Below are 17,142 nucleotides of genomic sequence, written 5' to 3'. Positions count from 1 at the left end.
GGAGAGCATGGGGCCATTCGACGACGGCCAGCGTCGTGCCGCCGAACTGGAGGCGTACCACGCGCTCTGGAACCTGTGGCGCTCCTCGCAGCGAACGAGCATCGAGAACTGGGAGTCGGCGTGCCGGATGCTGGAGAAGTACTACACCGTCAGCAAAGCCCGCGGAAACGCCGAAGCCTGCGAAATGCGGATCCGCTACTTGGAGATCGCTGAACCGTTGCCCCGGCTGGCGGACTTCGTACAGCCGCCGGCCTACGACCGATTGCCCGATGCCGAACGGCAGCTGGGGCAGGCCCGCTATCAATATCAGCTGGCCCGCCGCCGGCACCCGGTGCGCGAACAACAGCGACTGAAAGAACTCGAGACGACCAAGGCTCTCTATGCGGCGATGCAGGCGGCCGAAGCGAGGACCAAGGCCGCCGAGCTGGCACGCCAGCGCGAAAGGCAGCTGAGCTGCTGGCCCAAAGGCGTTGTCCTGGAAAGCGAAATCTACAACCTCGACGGCGTGGCCGCTCAGGTGGACCGGCAGAACGCGAAAATCGAATCCCAGGTGGCGGCGCTGACCGAGCTGCTTCGGACGGGATTGCGGCAACTGCCGGACGCGTCGCCGTCGGCTCCGGCCGAGTTTGCCAACCGCGTCGAATCCGTCTTGGCGGCTATACCGTTGCCACGCGGCATCACCCCCAAGCTTGCCGTCGAATATGTCTCGGCAGCACGCCAATTGGTGATCGAATATGAACTGCCCGGCGCCGGTGTCGTCCCGACTGCCAAGACGTACCGGTACGTCAAGAGCCGCGAGACGGTTGTCGAGACCCCGCGACCGGCGGGGCAGGTAAAAGCCCTGTACGCCAGTACCATTGCGCAGCTCACACTGCTATCTTTGGCGACCGTCTTCGCGTTCGACGGCGAGCGCCAATGCGAGGTGGTGATCTTCAACGGGGTGGTCGAAACGATGGATCCGAATACGGGTCAACGGATTCGGCCGTGCTTGATCAGCGCGCGGGTTGACGCTGACACCTTCGCCGGGATCGACCTTGACGACGTCGATCCGTCCGTCTGCCTCAAAAAACTTTCGGCGCTGGTGTCGCCGAACCCGACGGAGTTCGTCCCGGTGTCGCGTTGGGCACCGGATCAGCCGTAGGCATCCCACCAGGTGTGCAAGTCCTCGACGGTGGCGGGGTCGCCCGCGACGTCGTTGAGCATGAGTTTTTCCTCATTGGTCCAAATCACGTTCGGGTGGGCGTTGTAGGTGCCGCACGCGATCAAACCGGCTTGCTCGTTGGGGGTTTGGTCGTAGTGCCAGCTCACCGGGGAGGCTCCCTCGCCGGGGCAGTTCACCAGGCTGACGTTGGCGATGCTGTCGGTGAAGGCCTTCTTCAGTCGGTCCGGCGTCGGAAACAGGCCGTAGGTGGCATGACTGGGACCACCGGGCTGGGTGTTCTGCCCGCAGGACACCATTGCCACCGCGTTGGTCCAAATGCTTCCCGATTCGGGGGTGGCCGGCGTGCACGTTCCGGCCAGGTAGCCGGGCGGTAGCAGGCTGATCAGCCGGGCCTGGTCATTGCTGGGGGCCTGGCTCGACGGCGCGGGGGTTTTCCCGGCGCTCGGCTTCGGCGGCGGCTGCTGCTGGGGAGCGGGTTTCAGCGTCAGCCAGATGCCGACGCCGGCAATGGCGACGACGGCCGCGGCACCCGCCGCGGCCAGGATCGGCCAGCGGCTGCGTTTGCGTGGCTGCGCCGCCTCAGTGGCACCGGGTTGCTCGCCGGTGGGCAGCGTGCCGCTGTCCGATGCGGATGTCAGCGGCGGCGGTGGGCTGTCCGGCTGGGTTTCGGGTCCGGATATCAGCGGGTTGTATCGCGTGTCCGGCGAGGTCGACGCCTGGACTTCGGCCTCTGGCTGGGTGTCTTGTCGCTTGGCCGAGGTTTCGCTGCGCCGCAGGATGGTTGCGGCGCGGTCGCGCTCCGGCCGGGACAGCGCGTCGTGCGCCGCCTCGGCCAGATCACCGGCGCTGGCGTAGCGCTCGATCGGCTTCTTGGCCATGCCGCCCGCGATCACGGCATCGAAGGCCTGGTCCACACCGAAGCCCTGCATGCTGGGCAGCGGGATGGGTTCCATCATGTGCGAGGTGACCAGCACCCCCGTGCTGTCGGCGGGATAGGGCGGTGCCCCGGTCAGGCATTCGAACAGCACACAGGCCAGCGCGTAGACATCGGCCCGGGGAGTCACCTCGTCGCTCGAAAACCGTTCGGGGGCCATGTATTTCCAGGTCCCCACCGCGGTACCCATTTGAGTGAGCTTCTCGTCGGTTTTCGCGCTGGCGATGCCGAAGTCGACCAGATAGGCGAAGTCGTTGCGGGTGATCAGGATGTTCTGCGGTTTGACATCGCGGTGCGTGACCCCGGCGGCGTGCGCGGCATCCAGCGCCGAGGCGACCTGAAGGATGATGGCCACCGCGCGAGGCGGAGCCAACGCCCCGTCCCGCTCGAGCAGGCTGCCCAGGTCGATGCCCTCGATCAGGCGCATCTCCAAATACAGTTGCCCGTCGATTTCGCCGTAGTCGTGGATGGGAACCACGTGGGGTTCCAGCAGCCGGCCGGTGATGCGGGCCTCGCGCTCCATCCGCTTGCGAAACACCGGATCTTGGCTGTACGCATGCGACATCAGCTTGAGCGCTACCGTCCACTCCTTGACCGTGTGCTCGGCTTCGTAGACCTCGCCCATGCCGCCGCGGCCCAGTAGCCGTTTGAGGTAGTAGGGACCGAACATCGTCCCCAACCGCGAGCCCTGCGCGCCGCTCATCGCTGACTCCTATTCACGGTCTGGCAACCATGACGGTAAGCCTCGACCAACACCACCGCTCGAAAACTACAACATCGCGGTGGCGCATGCGCGATCGTGCGACCGTCGGCGGGTCCCGGTGTTTCCGCACTGGTCACCGATATTCGTGCTCGTGGGGCCCAGCCGATGCGAACGGCTGGTGAATTCCAGGCGACACCAGGGTGCCCGGCTCGTCGACCGGCAGCGCCGCGCGCCTCAGGACTCAGCGAACTGCGTTATGCCGCAGCGTGTTCCGGGCATGTGCGTCGAACTCAGCGGTGCGCGAGCGCGAGGATCTGGGGCAACGCCTCCCGGGCGGCGGCGCGGCCCGCCTCGCGGGCCTGGTCGATCTGGTGGAACTCCAGCAGCCCGACGCCGCGGGTGCTGGGCCGGATCACGACGTCGGCCTGAGCCAGTGTCGCGGCCGCGGCCAACCCGCTGCCCATCATCATCGTGCGAACGAGAGTTTCGCCGATCCCGGGAACACGTGGGGGATCAGCGAATTCAGTCGTCGATACCGTCGCGTCGCCGCCGAAACCAACCGCGACCGCGACCAGCGGTCCCTCGGTGCTCGCCAGCGCCGAGACGGGGAGGTTGTCGAGCACCCCGCCGTCGACGTGCAGCGTGCCGCCATAGACGTAGGGCGGGAAGATCCCGGGCAGACGTAGCGAACACCCCACGGCGTCGGCAACCGGGCCGCGTCGGTGCACGACGGTGCGCCGCCGCAGCAGATCGACGCTGACGCACCGGAACTCTTTGGGTAGCTCCTCCACCAGCCGCTCGCCGTAGGCGCGACGCAACAGCGCGGGAATGCGCCGCCCGCGGGTCAGGCCTTTCACCGGCACGGTGTAGTCCCGGATCGGGTTGGTGCGGATGAAGTACTCGTACACGTAGGCGTCGACGCCCGCCGCGTCCAGTCCGCTGGCTGCCAGCGCCGCGACGATCGCGCCCATGCTGGTGCCGGCGAACCGGTCGACGACGATCCCGGCGGCTTCCAGCTCTTCGAGCACCCCGAGATGAGCGAACGCCCGCGCGCCCCCGCCGCCCAGGACCAAACCGATCGAACGTCCGACGATGCGCGCGGCCAGCGGACGCAGATCCTCGGCCGAACCGTCGGTGTGCAGCGTGAGTACCGAGCGCGGCGTGATCAGCGTTTCCCAGGCGCGGCGGTGCTCGCGGGTGGCCGGCGGACCGGCCAGCAGCAGGTCCGCGCCGATCGCGCGTTCGGGCAGCGGATCGGCCGGTGGCGCCGGGTTTCCCGAGACGAGCACGATCCGATCGGCGACGCGCAGGCAGAAGTCACGCCACTCCGCGTCGTCGACCTGCGCCTGTAGCACCACCTTGTCCGCGGCCCGCTCGGCGCGCTCCAGCCCTGCGCGGTCGACGCGGCCCGGCCGCACCGCGCGGAGATAGCCCGACAGCAGATGCACCAATTCGTGGGCCACCATCGTCACGGGCGCATCGGCGTCGACGCCGACGACCGCGACGACCACATCGCAGGAGGTCAGGTTCGACGTTGTCGGCGGTGGCAATTGATGCAGCCGGGTGGCCAGCTCGCGCACCAACGCGCCGAGTACGCGGGCGTCGGCGATCTTGTCGAACTGGGCCTTGGTGAGCCGCACCAGCGTGGAGTCGCGCACCGCCCGGATGGCCGCGGACCGGGGTGCGCCGGTCAGCAGCCCGAGCTCGCCGATCACCTCGCCACGGCCCAGCTCCCGGATCGCGACACCCTGTTGCACCGCCTGCAGGCGGCCGTTACGCACCACGTACAGGGAGTCGGCCGCGTCGCCGGCCTGGAACAGATAGGAGCCCGCCGTGAGTTCTATCTCTTCGGCGCTGTGTCGCAGGTCGGCAAGAGCTTCGGTATCCAGGCCGGCGAACAGCGGCAGGCTCTCCAGCAGGTCGTCGTCGCGGCCGACCGCGAGCACCTGCTCATGGCGCGCGACAGCCGTTGCGCGCGAACGTCGTTCGAGTTTAGGTGGCTGCTTGGCATCGACGGCCGCAGCCGCGACTTGCCCGGTGCGGCCGAGGAACAATGCGCCGATGGCCACCGCCGTGAAGCAGATCGCTGCCATCACCCAGCCTCGGCGCAGGGCGTCGGCGGCCTCACCCCGAGCCGGTGTGCCAATCAGGACCACCAGCAATGCAATTCCGATCACGGCGCCGAGTTGGCGGCAGCTGCTGACCACAGCCGACGCGGTCGCGTAGCTACCGCCCTTGGGAACGCGGGCCAGGGCGGCGCTGCCGAGTAGCGGCAGCGTGGCGCCGACCCCGAGTCCCTGCAGCAGCTGGCCGGGCAGCCACTCGCCGAGGAAGTTCGGATGCGTGCCGACCCGCTGCACGTACCAGACCAGGCTGCCGGCCCAGATCAGCGCGCCGATGAAGATGATCGTGCGGTGTCCGCGCCGGTCGGCGATCTTGCCGAGCACCGCGGCCACGACGGCCGCGACGAGCGCGGCGGGAGCGACCGCGAGCCCCGTTTTGAGCAGGTTGTATCCCCACACGTAGTTGAGGAACAGCACATGTGTGAGGAGGTAGCCGTAGAAACCGGCGCCCGCGATGATCGTCAGCACGTTGCCCGTGACGAACGATTGCACGCGCAGGTAGGCGGGTTCGATCAGCGGCGACGGGTGGAACCGGGAGCTGACCACGAACCCGACCAGGGCAACCGCGGCGGCGACGAACGCCCCGATCGTCCCGGCGCTCGACCAGCCCCAGTCCGGCCCCTTGATCAACCCGAGGGTCAACAAGCCGAGTGCGGCGGCGAGCAGCAACGCCCCGCGCAGATCGGGTACTCGCCGTTGCCCTGGCGAACGGCTCTCGACCAACTCGCGACGGGCCACCACCACCGCGATGACGCCCAGCGGCACGTTCACCAAAAACGCCCAGCGCCAATCGGACACCTGCACGATCGCGCCGCCGATCGGCGGGCCGAGACCCGATGCGATGGCCGCCGCGGCGCCCCACAATCCGACGCCGTGGGCGCGGCGCGCGACGTCGAAACCCTCGACGACCAGGGCGAGGGAAGCCGGTACCAGCAGCGCCGCGCCGACGCCCTGCAGGATCCGGAATGCGACCAGCTGCTCGACGGTGTTGGCCAGTGCGCACAGCCACGATGCCGCCGTGAACAGCACCACGCCCCAGATGAACATTCGCTTGCGGCCGAGCAAGTCGGCGAGCTTGCCCGCCGCCACGAGGAACGCCGCGAACACGATGTTGTAGGCGTTGAGAACCCAGGACAAGTCGCCGATCGGGTAGGTCGGAAACGACTGCTGGATGTTCGGGAACGCGACGTTGACGATCGTCGAGTCGAGGAAGGCGAGGAACGCACCGAACGCCGCCACCAACAGCACCGCCGTCGACGAGGGCTGACGGCGCACGGTCAGCGAGCCCATCAGCTGACGCTTTTCCGACGGCTTCGCGGTCGTATTGCCGTTCGCCACAGCGTCATCCGTAGTCGCCGTGTCCGCGGCATTGGATCGGCGTGGCGCATGGGACGTTCCGAGATCCATGATTGACCCCTGGGGTGGAAGCCGGCGGGCGGCTCAGTCGGCTTTTCGGATGGGCATCTCCGCGGTGGTCTCGGGACTATCGCCCGGATCCGCCGCAGTGTTTCTCCCCGGCAAAGTCGTCGACCCGGTGGCCGGCCCACGGCCGATGACGGGAAATACGGTCTCTTTCCCGCTTCGACCCTTGAGCTCGACTTGCTCGCCCTCTCCCCACGTGAATTGTGTCTCGACGGTGCGCCGCACGCCGTTGGTCACCATCACCGACGCGCGCCCTTGGCGCCCGGCAAGGCCGGCCAGCCGGAACGCCACGTTGGTGGAGTCGCCGATCACCGCCTCGACCGATCTCGTCATGGCCGCCAGTGCCACCATGCCAACCACCACGCCCCAACCCATCCGGATCGGCGAACCGTCCGGGCTGCGCAACGGCAATCTCGGCCCGAGCTCCCCGACAAGCTGGTTCGCGGCGAGCGCGAAATCGATCGCGCGTTCACCGGCATCCGGGAACTGGCTGGCCTCCCAGATCGCGAATATCGCATCGCCGGCGTAGTGGTTCAGCGTGCCGCGATGAGCTTGCAGGACACCGCCGATTTCATGCCACAGCGTGTGCAGGCTCTGCGCGATGACCTCCCCTTCGGTGACTTCGGAGATGGTCGAGTAGTTGATGATGTCGCCGACCACCATCACCATGGCGGTCTGGCTGATCCTGGTGCGCGTGACGCCGGGCGCCATCGCGGCCGCGGTGAACCGCTGCGAGCGGAAGACCATCGCGGCATCGGCGATCCGGATCTCGTCGCCGGGCCGCAGCGGCGCGGGAACGGCGCGAGCCAACCGCATGCCGTTGAGCAATGTGCCGTTGGTGCTGGTGTCGATCACGAAAGCCTGATCAGCGACGGCGTCCAACCGGATTTCGAGATGGGTCCGGGAGATCTCGGGATCGCGGATCACCAGTCTGCGCGATTCGCTGATCCCCGCACACTCGCGACCGATAAACAGTTGATCGATAATCGGCACACCGCGTTCAACGCCGCCGTCGTGCAAGACGAGGTAGGCCAGTGGGTTGCCGGGCTGCGGGTCCGGCATCTCAATAGAGGAAGTCATGATTGCCTCGCTGCTCGCCGTGTCAGTCCGCTCAACTGAAAGCCGGTTAATGCCAATGCTCCTCCGCAGTCACGACGTCGCTGCGGTCTCATGACACGTCGTCATCAGCCGGGGTCTGGCGCCAGTTCGCCAATCGTCACCCATACGTTGCCTTTCCCGGAGACTAGGTCTGCCGCGACCACGCTGACCCGCTGGTCCTTCGCGCTCACGGCTGTCCTTCGTACCGGCAATTGGTGACGCTGCGGACATTACCGGAAACCACCCCGGCGAGTTCGGAAATCCTGAAATGGCCTACAGACGCAAAATTGTGGGTAAACCGCGGGTTAATCGACGATGACGTTTGCCCTCGCGCGATTAGGGCCATCGTGCCGTCTCGCTCGGCGGCTGGGTTGGATTCCGCCCCAAAGGGATTCGAGCGCGCAGCGGTCGACGTAGTATTGGCGACCGAATGCTTCGTTGAGTCCGCAGCGTTGACGGCGGCAAACGGGGGATTAGTTCGCCCGAGAGTCGGCGGAATTTCGAAAGGTACACCCGAACCCTTTTGGAGCGCCGGGGAGGAAGAGTATGCGTTCTGTGAGCCCGGCCGCGGCTACGGTCAACCCATGAGTACTCGACGGGAGTGGCGAGTCGCCGATGCGCGAAAAGCGCTGCGGAATGTTCCGATACTCGCCGACATTGACGCGAAACAACTCAACGACCTGGCGAGCGCGGTGGACCGCCAGCACATCGGAGCCTACGAATGGCTCTTTCGTTTGGGTGAGCCGTCCGACGCCATTTACGTAATCGACTCAGGGCGATTCGCGGCCGTCGGTGCCGATGGACAAGTGATCCGCGAGATGGCGGCCGGCGACTCCATCGGGGACCTGGGTGTGATCTCCGGATCGGTGCGCTCGGCCGGGGTCCAAGCACTCCGCGACGGCGTGGTCTGGCGCATCGCCGGCGAAACGTTCAGTGAGGTGCTCGCCAACGCTCCACAGCTGCAGTTGGCGATGGTTCGGGTGATGGCCAGGATGCTGCGCGACTCGAAGTCGGCAAACATCTCTTCGGCGCCACGGGTCATCGGCGTCGTCTCGGCCGGCTACGCGGTCGCGGCACCGATCGTCGAGGCGATCGCGGCGCGGCTGGGCGGCTACGGCTCGATCGCCGTGGTCGCACCGCCCGTTGACCAAACCGCAGGGGTCACGGCGCACAGCGAGATCGTCGAGGCGTTCGCCGAAACCCTCGATCGGGCCGAGCGCAGCCACGATTGGGTGTTGGTGGTGGCCGACCGGGGTTCGGGTGAGCTCTGGAGGCGATACGTTGTCGCGCAAAGCGATCGGCTCGTAGTTCTAGTCGACCAAGCCGAGCCGCCGGACGAGCTCGATCGAATCAATGCCCAAGGGCCGGTGCACCTGATCGCGTTGACCGAGCTGGATCCCAGTTGGTGGGATCTGCTGAATCCGGTGTCGCATCATCGCGGTGACGATGCCGGAATCGCCGCGGTAGCCCGCAGAATCGCCGGCCGCTCCTATGGGCTCGTGCTGGCGGGTGGGGGTGCTCGGGGGTTGGCGCACTTCGGCGTCTACGAAGAGCTGACCCGGGCGGGCATTGTCGTCGACCGCTTCGGCGGAACGAGTGCCGGTGCCATTGCCGCCGCGGCCTTCGCTCAGGGCATGACGGCGGATGAGGCGACGGACGCGGCATACCGGTTCGTCGGAAAAAGCAGCCCACTAGGCGATTACACGCTTCCCGCGATAGCGCTCACCCGCGGCACCCGCATCGAAGGTTTGCTCGAGGACTTCTTCGGCGGCAGCCTGATCGAGAACCTGCCGAAAGGGTTTTTCTCGGTCTCCGCGGACATGATCACCGGCGAGCAGATCATCCATCGTCGGGGATCGCTCACGCTCGCCGTGCGCGCGTCGATCTCGATTCCGGGTCTCATTCCGCCGGTGCAACATGGCGAGCGCCTGCTCATCGACGGGGGGCTGTTGAACAACCTTCCGGCCGATGTGATGTGCGCAGACGGCGACGGTGAAGTCATCTGTGTCGATCTCCGGCGAAAATTCTTGCCTTCTAAGGGATTTGGCTTGCTCCCCGCAATCGTTCAGCCGCCCGGCTTTGTCCGGCGGCTGCTGACCGGGACCGACGTCGCCCTGCCGCCGCTGCAAGAGACGTTGCTGCGAACCGTTGACCTGGCGGCCTCCACCGGCAACCTGCGCGAGCTGCCCCGCATCGCGGCCATCGTCGAGCCGGACATCTCAACGATTGGTCCGCTGGATTTCAAGAAGATCGATGCCGCGGTGGAAGCCGGACGGGTCGCGACTCGTGCCGTGCTGGAAGCGAATCCACACCTGGTCGGTGCGACCGCCGAGGCTCAAGTCGCGAACATGATCTGACGCAGTGCCGAGAAGTCCAGCGGTTTGGTGAAGTAGCCGTGGGCGCCGAGATCGGCCGCGCGCTGGGTGTAGCTCGGGCTGTCGTACGCGGTCGCGAGGTAGATACGGACATGCGGCCACTTTTCTCGCACGTGCTCGAGTAGTTCGAGGCCGTTCATCTCCGGCATCTCGATGTCGCTGAAGACCAGGATGACGTCGGGGTCGAGCATCTCGAGTACCTCGACGGCCGCGCGCCCGGTGTCGGCGAACTGCATGATGAGCTGCCCGGAGCGCAGTTCACGGCGGAAGCGCTGCCGAAACAGCGTCACGACATCGGTTTCGTCGTCGACCACGAGCATGTGCGTTGCCTGCACGGCGACCGCGGTGTCAGTTCCGTTCATTCGTCTTCAGCCCCTTATCGGTGTGAAATCGATTGGGTGTCAATCGTTCTAGGCAGGTGCCCCTGCTTTGGCCGCCAGCGCCTCCAGCGGAAGTTTTACCACGAACCGAGCGCCGGCCCCGGGCACGTTGCTGACTGAAAGCTCGCCGTTGTGCCGGTTGTCGACGATGTTCTTGCTGATCGAAAGACCAAGCCCGGTGCCTCCCATGCGGTACTTGGTCGTGAAGAACGGCTCGAAGATGCGAGTTAGGGCGTCCGGGGCAACCCCCGATCCGTTGTCGGTCACGGCGACCGTCGTCCATTGGTCGTCGTGCTGCACCGTGATTCGGACCTCGCCGACCCGGTCGGGGTCCGATCCGGCAGCCTCGAGCCCGTTCATCACGAGATTGATCATCACCTGGACGAGGTCGCCTTCGAAGCCGCGCACGATCGGGTCGTCGTCGTCGAGGCCGATCTGAATGGCGCAGCGCGCGCCCTGATGACTGGCCCGCCACGAATGCTCGGCGAGCCCGGCGCTCTGCTCGACGATCCGGTTGAGATGACACGGCTGTGCGTCGCCGGCATGCGATCGACCGACCTGAAGCATCGTTGCCATCACGTCGAGGGCCCGTTGGGCGTGGTGAACGATTTTGGTGGTGTTGTCCTCGATGTCGGTGACCAGCTCTTCGCCGTCCTCGTTCGACACTTCCCGGAGCTCGGCGCAGAGCTCGAGGTTCAACTCGCCGAAGTTCTTGACAAAGTTCAGCGGGTTCTTCGTTTCGTGGGCGACGCCGGCGGTCAGTGTTCCCATCGCGGCGAGCTTGGCCTGTTCGACCAGGCTCTGTCGAAGTTCGCGTTCGGCCAGTTGGCTCTCATCCAGGGAGTTCAGCAGATAGTTGAACGACGCGGCCGTCCGGCCGAACTCATCGTCGCTGTAGACCGGGAGGCCGTAGCGCAACGTCAGCGGCTCCCACGAATCGGCTCCCACGCTGTCGGCGATTTCGCGTTGGGCCGCCATGAGTCGAGCGGAGACCACGTGTAGCCGATGGCGCACCACCCGGCTGACGATCAGATAATTCACCACGCCGATCAAGATTCCTGCGGTGATGCTGATGAAGACTGGCTGCGGGCGAAATGCTTCTTTGGCGTCGATTCCCAGCCCGAGCAGGGAAATTCGTCCCACGACTGCGACGAGGATTCCGAAGCCGACCATCGCTGCGGCGAGGTTCCAAAAGACCTTGGTCGTTGGCCACGGCTGCCGGACGTTGGGCGGAGTGCTGTCTTGTTCCACGCTGCCTCACCGGTGTTGGTATTTATGCGAAGTGTAGGGACATCGGTGCCCCCCATGCGCGGCAACCGCCAGAACAGGTCGGTTTCGAATTCCGTTGGGGCAGTGAATCGTCAGGCCGATGCCCCCGGAATGTAACCTGCCGTTCAACAGCAAGATAGGTCCTGGCAGTCTGGAATCGCGCTGGGCCCGAGTAGATGTCGGTTACGATGCGAGTGAACTTCGGCCGACGCGGAGAATGCGGTGTAGGTGCACGACGCATTACGGGCTGGCGAACGAAACCCGAACCGTATGTCGGCACGTCACTGATACTTCGTCGATTGGAGCCACTGTGCCAGAGGGCGAGCACCCGGTGCGGCTTCTGGTCGTCGATGACGAGGAAGACGTCGGGGCACTGTTCAAGGGCCGCTTTCGCAAGGAATTGCAGCGCGGCGAGTACGACCTGATCTTTACGACGGATCCGGTGCACGCGTTGAAGTTGGTCGCTGCGAGTCCGGATCTCGAGGTCCTGATCACCGACCTGAACATGCCTCAGATGAACGGCCTCGAATTGCTCACCGAGGTGACCAAGCTGGGCCGCCCGCTCAAGACCATCGTGCTCACCGCGTACAACGACCTCGAGAACGTCCGCGCGGCAATGATGCGGGGCGCGTTCGACTTTCAAGTGAAGCCCCTCGATGTGGTCGACCTGCGCACCACGATCACCAAGGCCGTCACGATCGTGCGCGAGCTTCAGGCCGGCCAGGACGCGCAGCGGCATGCCCTCGAACTGACCGAACAGAAGCACCGCGTCGAGGAGATCTTCGGCCGCTACGTCTCCGAAGAGGTCAAGGGGCAGCTGCTGGCGCGGCCGGAAGGAAGCATGAGCAGCGAGCGGCTCACGCTGACCGTGCTGATGGCGGACATCCGCGGTTTCACCGCCTTGTCCGAAGTGCTTGCACCGGAGCAGGTGGTGCAGGTGCTCAACGGTTTCCTCGAGCGCGCCACCGAGGTGATGTTCCTCCGCAACGGCACGATCAACGAAATCCTCGGCGACGGTTTGCTCGTCTTCTTCGGTGCACCCATCACCGACGACAGGGCGCCCGAGCACGCGGTCGCCGCGGCACTCGAGTTGCAGCTCGCGATGAACGAGATCAACGCCGATCATCGGGAACAGGGACTACCCGAACTCGCGCTGGGTATCGGTGTGCATACCGGGGAGGTCGTGGTCGGCACCATCGGCTCGCGGCGGCGGCAGAAGTACACCGCCGTCGGCAAGACCGTCAACCTGGTCGCGCGCATCGAGTCGCATACCGTCGGGGGTCAGGTCTTGGTCTCGGATTGGACCTATCGCGAGATCAGCGGCATCGCAAGTACTTTGGGTTCCTTCCAGATGCGTGCGAAAGGCTTCACCGACCCGGTGACCGTGCACGACATCAGAGGGTTGGCCGGCGAGTACGACCTCGCGCTGCCCAGCGCGAACCGGGCCTTGACCAGTCTTGCGGTGCCCAAACCGATTGGCATGTCGATCATCAAGGACAAGATCGTCGGCGCAGAGCACCGGGCCGAGGTGATCGCCAGCGGCGAAGAGGCCGTACGGATTCGCACCCAGGTGACGGTCTCTGCGTTTGACGACCTCATGCTCGAGGTTGCGGGCAGGCAGGCCTTCGCGAAGGTCATCGAATGCGATGCGCAAAACGGTTTTTGTGACCTCTTCGCGGTATACACGTCGGTTCCGGCTGAGGTGCGACAAGCGTTGGCGGAGGTCAACGAGGTCGAGGCGGTTCGTCCCTGAACTACCCGAGCAGCTTGGTCAACCAGGTCGCGTCTTGGTAATTGAGGGACTTAGTGCCGTCCCAAACGAACGGTGTACCAGTGGCATTGAACCCGGCCAGCGTCGTGTCGCCGGCCTCGGCCTTGGCTTTGGCGGTCGCGACGTCTCCACCCGACTTGATGCAGTTGATCGCGTTGGCGTCGACCCCGGTCGTCTTGGCCAATTGGGCTAGTTCGCCGTCGGTGCGATCTTCTGGGGCGCCTTCCTGGGGCTGGAAGGCGCTGGCGAAGATCGCCGCGTAGAACGCCATGTAGAGCTTCGGATCGTTCTGATCCGCAACGCAGTACGTCGCCGCCACCGCCCGAGTCGAGTAATTCTTGCTGTGCGACTTGTCGTCGAGGAAGTTCAGCAGGTGGTAGCGGACCGCGAGTTTCTTGTTGTTCACCGCGGTTTCGATATCGCCCGCGTTGGACCGGATGAAGCTGCCGCACGGCGGGCACATGGGTTCGTTGAAGATGTCGATGGTGACCGGTGCCGCGGAGCTGCCCACCAACACACCGTCGTCGAGGACGCGGAGCTCCACCGCGTCCGGTGCCGCGGGTGGTTTTGACGAGGACGGGCCCGACGACCGCCACGGTTGGGCGACCACGAGAACCGCGCTCACCAGCGCCAGGACCACGAAAGCCGCAAGGCCGACCCACAGCCACGCATTGCGCCCGCGCCGCGGTGGCGGCTGCCCCCACGACGACATCCCCACGCTGGACGCGTCACCCGTGCCCCAGCCGGGAGCACCGGGCCACCCCGTCTGCGCTGGGATGGGTCCGCTCGGGGGAGCCGGTGAGCCGGTAGCCGACCCCGGCCAACCCGTGCCCCAGGACGGAGCCTGGCCCCCCAGGCCGGACGGCGGCGGCGCAAATCCAAGAGGCGCCTGACCCGCGTACGCGGCCGGCAGTTCGGCCTGGCTGCGCTGCAGAATGTCGGTCGCTCGATCCTGATCGGGCGTGGCCAGGGCGGCATACGCGGCCGCCGACAGATCGCCGCAGGTCGGGTAGCGGTCCAGCGGGTCTTTGGCCATGCCGCGCGCGATCACCTGGTCGAAGGCGGCCGGAATGCCCGGCCGCGTGGCGCTGGGCCGCGGGATCGACTGGTGCAGGTGCGCGCTCATCACGCTGACCTGATCACCCTGGAACGGGGGAGATCCGGTCAAGCACTCATAGAGGACGCAGGCCAGCGCGTAGATGTCGGCCCGGTAGGTGACTTCGGTGTCGCTGAACCGTTCCGGGGCCATGTACTTGAAGGTGCCCACCGTGGTGCCGAACTGCGTCAGCTTCTCGTCGGAGGTGGCGCTGGCGATGCCGAAGTCGACCAGATAAGCGAAGTCGTCACCGCTGATCAGTATGTTCTCCGGTTTGACGTCGCGATGCGTGATACCGGCCGCGTGCGCGGCGTCGAGCGCGGAGCCGATCTGGCGCACGATCGCCACGGCGCGCGGCGGTTTCAGCGGTCCGTACCGGCTCAGGATGGTGGCCGCGTCCAGGCCGTCGATCAGGCGCATGTCGACATAGAGCTGCCCGTCGATCTCGCCGAAGTCGTGAATCGGCACCACATGAGGCTCCTGCAGCCGTCCCGCGGTACGCGCCTCGCGTTGCATGCGGGTGCGGAAGACCGGATCGGTGGACAGCGTCTGCGACATCAGCTTCAGCGCGACGACCCGCTCCCGGACCGTGTCCTCGGCCTCATAGACGTCGCCCATCCCGCCGCGACCCACCAGCCGTCTCAGCAGATAGGGCCCGAACTGCGAGCCCTCCCGCGAACCCGCGGTGTCACCCATCGCCGACTCCTCTATGCCAGGCATAAGGCTAATAGTTTGGGCCAACCGGCGGCATGGTGAATAGAGAATGCCAGCTAATTCGATAAGCCGTGCCGCTTAGCGCGGCCGCAAACGCGCTTGTGACCGGTCGTCGCTCAATTCGCCGATCAGCGGCGCTCCTCGTCACCGGTCCGGCGTTCGCTGAGGCCCTCTCGCGATAGCGCCCGCAGGAACCCGTACGCGTGCATCCCGGCTTTACCGGGATTCTTGACGATCCATTCGTTGATATTTCCCAGCGCTGTGGCTAACTGGTCGCGTTTGATCCGCACCAAGTAGGTCTGTCGGTCGTCGTCGGGATCATCGCTGGAGTCGGCGACCGCGACGGGATTTTTGAACGCGTACGCAATGCCATGAACGGAATCGTGGTTTAGCGCCCAGCGAAGTTCGTTGGGCCGCAGTCCGTTCACCGCAATGTTGCGGTAGCCGTCATCGTCGTCTGAATTGCTCACCTGGCCGATGGTCCTCCTCTGGAAGTGCGCGAAGGCAGCCGGCGGTGGGCTGAAGGTGATGTCGCACAGGCAATTCGACGACCGTTTGAACTTGCGTCACCGCACCGAAACCGGGCGCACGCCCCGGACTCGCCCGTGAAACGCCCGGCCGGGGGGTAGGCCCGGACGCTTGCTTGGGAATTGCACCGCCACATCAATCCACCGTGACACAGCACCGTGCTTGGCGCCATCGGAGCAGAACAACGCGGGTGCTCCGGGACGGCGAGGCAAACGTTGCGGGGCATCCGGTTTCGGACAGCGAGCGGCGCGGGCGTCGTAGAGTTACCGGCGACCCATCAACGTTGGCTGGGAGGACGCATGACCGAACGGATCGAGATTCAGCGCACTATTCCGGCGCCCGCGCCCGATATCTTCAGGCTCCTATGCGACCCGCAGGGCCATGTGGCGATCGACTCCACGGGAATGCTGCAAGACGCCGACGGCAATCCGGTGGCGGCGGCCGGCGAGAGCTTCGTCGTGCACATGGACCGCGAGGCCCTTAACGACTACCCGCAGCTCGGCAGGTACGACGTCACCGTCGAGATCACGGAATTCGACCGAGATCGACTGATCTCATGGACGGTTCTCGGCCAGCTGCGCCCCCAGATCGGCCACATCTACGGCTTCCAGCTCGAGCCGACCGAGGATGCCGCGGGCACCGTGGTGACCTCGTTCTACGACTGGTCGAAGATCGATCCGAAGTGGCGGGAAGCCGGGATTTTCCCGGTGATCTCCGAGGGCGCACTGCGGGCGACGCTGGGCATTCTCGACCGCACCGTACGCCGGGGATACCCGCAGGGTTAATGGCACGGCGAGCTCGGTGCCCAGCAAAACAGTTCGTGATCAGCGGCGATACTTCAAGAACAGATAGTCGTCGTAGGCCAGTGCGTGTTCGAGCCGCAACGCGGCCGGCAGCGGCAATCGTGACGGCCGGCGTAAATGGCCCACCGGTTGGCTCGCGGCGAGCTTGGGGGCCAACGTCACGCAGACCTCCACGATGATGTCGGCGTTCACGAGTTCGTCGAGCAGCGTCGGCCCGCCCTCGCAGAGGACCCGGGACAGGCCGTGCGCGCGTAGCAGCGCAACGGCCCGCGCGACGTCTACGGTGTCCTCGCCGGCCACCAATACGCCGCATCGTTGTTCGCTGCTGCGGTTGTGCCGCGCCGCGGATTCCGCGCAGGTCACCAACAGCGGCGGTTGGCTCGGGTCGCTGACGAGTCTGGCCGGGAGCTCGCCGGTTTGGCTGATCACGGCGATCGGGGGCGGCTTGCTCTTCCCCGCGCGCTGCCGTTCGGCTTGCTGCGTCTCGCTGAGCTGCACCGGACCGTAGTCCTCGGCGCGCGCAGTGGCGGCGCCGACGAGCACCACGTCGGCGAATCCCCGCAGCACCTTCAGCAGCTGTTGGTCGGTCTGGCTCGACAACGGCCCGACCCGACCGCCGAATACGGCGGCGCCGTCGGCGCTGTAGATCATGTTGACGCGCACCCCGTCCGGGGGCTCGGCGTAGAACGACGCGAGTTCGGCGACGTCGCTGACGGTGCCCACGCGGGGAGAATCGTGCACCGTGTTCGCCTGCTGGCGGTGAT

Annotated in this window: 12 protein-coding genes; 4 read left to right on the top strand and 8 right to left on the bottom strand. The window is 66.0% G+C overall.

The annotated features are described in order from the left end of the window. Positions 1-7: 7 nt before the first annotated feature. A complete protein-coding gene (locus LMQ14_RS14540) occupies positions 8-1,141 on the top strand; it encodes a hypothetical protein (protein ID WP_267730291.1) in 1,134 nt (377 codons plus the stop codon). Here the strand turns inward: LMQ14_RS14540 and LMQ14_RS14535 are convergent. The 3 genes from LMQ14_RS14535 to LMQ14_RS14525 all read right to left on the bottom strand — a co-directional run bounded on the left by LMQ14_RS14535 (position 1,132) and on the right by LMQ14_RS14525 (position 7,424). Further along, positions 1,132-2,799: a serine/threonine-protein kinase gene (locus LMQ14_RS14535; RefSeq protein ID WP_267730290.1), complete on the bottom strand. Its 1,668-nt coding sequence runs from the start codon at positions 2,797-2,799 to the stop codon at positions 1,132-1,134. The two genes, LMQ14_RS14540 and LMQ14_RS14535, sit on opposite strands and share 10 nt — an antisense overlap. A 290-nt stretch (positions 2,800-3,089) precedes the next feature. Next, a complete protein-coding gene (locus tag LMQ14_RS14530; RefSeq protein ID WP_267735517.1) occupies positions 3,090-6,212 on the bottom strand; it encodes an MFS transporter in 3,123 nt (1,040 codons plus the stop codon). A 150-nt stretch (positions 6,213-6,362) separates the two neighbouring features. Then, positions 6,363-7,424 (bottom strand): adenylate/guanylate cyclase domain-containing protein, encoded by a 1,062-nt coding sequence (locus LMQ14_RS14525; RefSeq protein WP_267730289.1) that lies wholly within the window; start codon positions 7,422-7,424, stop codon positions 6,363-6,365. A gap of 602 nt (positions 7,425-8,026) precedes the next feature. On the opposite strand from LMQ14_RS14525, the gene LMQ14_RS14520 reads away from it, so the two are divergent. Beyond that, complete coding sequence (locus tag LMQ14_RS14520; protein WP_267730288.1) at positions 8,027-9,799, top strand: cyclic nucleotide-binding and patatin-like phospholipase domain-containing protein; 1,773 nt, start codon at positions 8,027-8,029, stop codon at positions 9,797-9,799. Here the strand turns inward: LMQ14_RS14520 and LMQ14_RS14515 are convergent. Together LMQ14_RS14515 and LMQ14_RS14510 are read right to left on the bottom strand one after the other, a co-directional pair. After that, positions 9,778-10,179 carry a response regulator transcription factor gene (locus tag LMQ14_RS14515; protein WP_267730287.1) on the bottom strand — a complete coding sequence of 134 codons (402 nt, stop codon included), beginning with the start codon at positions 10,177-10,179 and terminating at the stop codon, positions 9,778-9,780. The genes LMQ14_RS14520 and LMQ14_RS14515 overlap by 22 nt on opposite strands. Positions 10,180-10,227: 48 nt before the next feature. Beyond that, positions 10,228-11,448 (bottom strand): sensor histidine kinase, encoded by a 1,221-nt coding sequence (locus tag LMQ14_RS14510; RefSeq protein ID WP_267730286.1) that lies wholly within the window; start codon positions 11,446-11,448, stop codon positions 10,228-10,230. 328 nt (positions 11,449-11,776) lie between these two features. Between LMQ14_RS14510 and LMQ14_RS14505 the strand changes: the two genes are divergently transcribed. Continuing rightward, on the top strand, positions 11,777-13,219 hold the full coding sequence (locus tag LMQ14_RS14505) for an adenylate/guanylate cyclase domain-containing response regulator (protein WP_267730285.1): 1,443 nt from the start codon (positions 11,777-11,779) through the stop codon (positions 13,217-13,219). Between the two features lies 1 nt (position 13,220). On the opposite strand, the gene LMQ14_RS14500 is transcribed toward LMQ14_RS14505, so the two are convergent. Beyond that, complete coding sequence (locus tag LMQ14_RS14500; protein WP_267730284.1) at positions 13,221-15,029, bottom strand: serine/threonine protein kinase PknE; 1,809 nt, start codon at positions 15,027-15,029, stop codon at positions 13,221-13,223. A gap of 146 nt (positions 15,030-15,175) precedes the next feature. Next, complete coding sequence (locus LMQ14_RS14495) at positions 15,176-15,517, bottom strand: hypothetical protein (protein WP_267730283.1); 342 nt, start codon at positions 15,515-15,517, stop codon at positions 15,176-15,178. Between the two features lie 357 nt (positions 15,518-15,874). Between LMQ14_RS14495 and LMQ14_RS14490 the strand changes: the two genes are divergently transcribed. Continuing rightward, complete coding sequence (locus LMQ14_RS14490) at positions 15,875-16,360, top strand: polyketide cyclase (protein ID WP_267730282.1); 486 nt, start codon at positions 15,875-15,877, stop codon at positions 16,358-16,360. A gap of 39 nt (positions 16,361-16,399) precedes the next feature. Here the strand turns inward: LMQ14_RS14490 and LMQ14_RS14485 are convergent, their stop codons facing one another. Further along, positions 16,400-17,119, bottom strand: a complete 720-nt coding sequence (locus LMQ14_RS14485; RefSeq protein ID WP_267735516.1) for a pyrimidine reductase family protein — start codon at positions 17,117-17,119, stop codon at positions 16,400-16,402. Positions 17,120-17,142: the final 23 nt, after the last annotated feature.

The organism is Mycobacterium sp. Aquia_213, assembly GCF_026625985.1.
Taxonomy (GTDB): domain Bacteria; phylum Actinomycetota; class Actinomycetes; order Mycobacteriales; family Mycobacteriaceae; genus Mycobacterium.
This window is presented reverse-complemented; position numbering and strand designations above follow the sequence as displayed.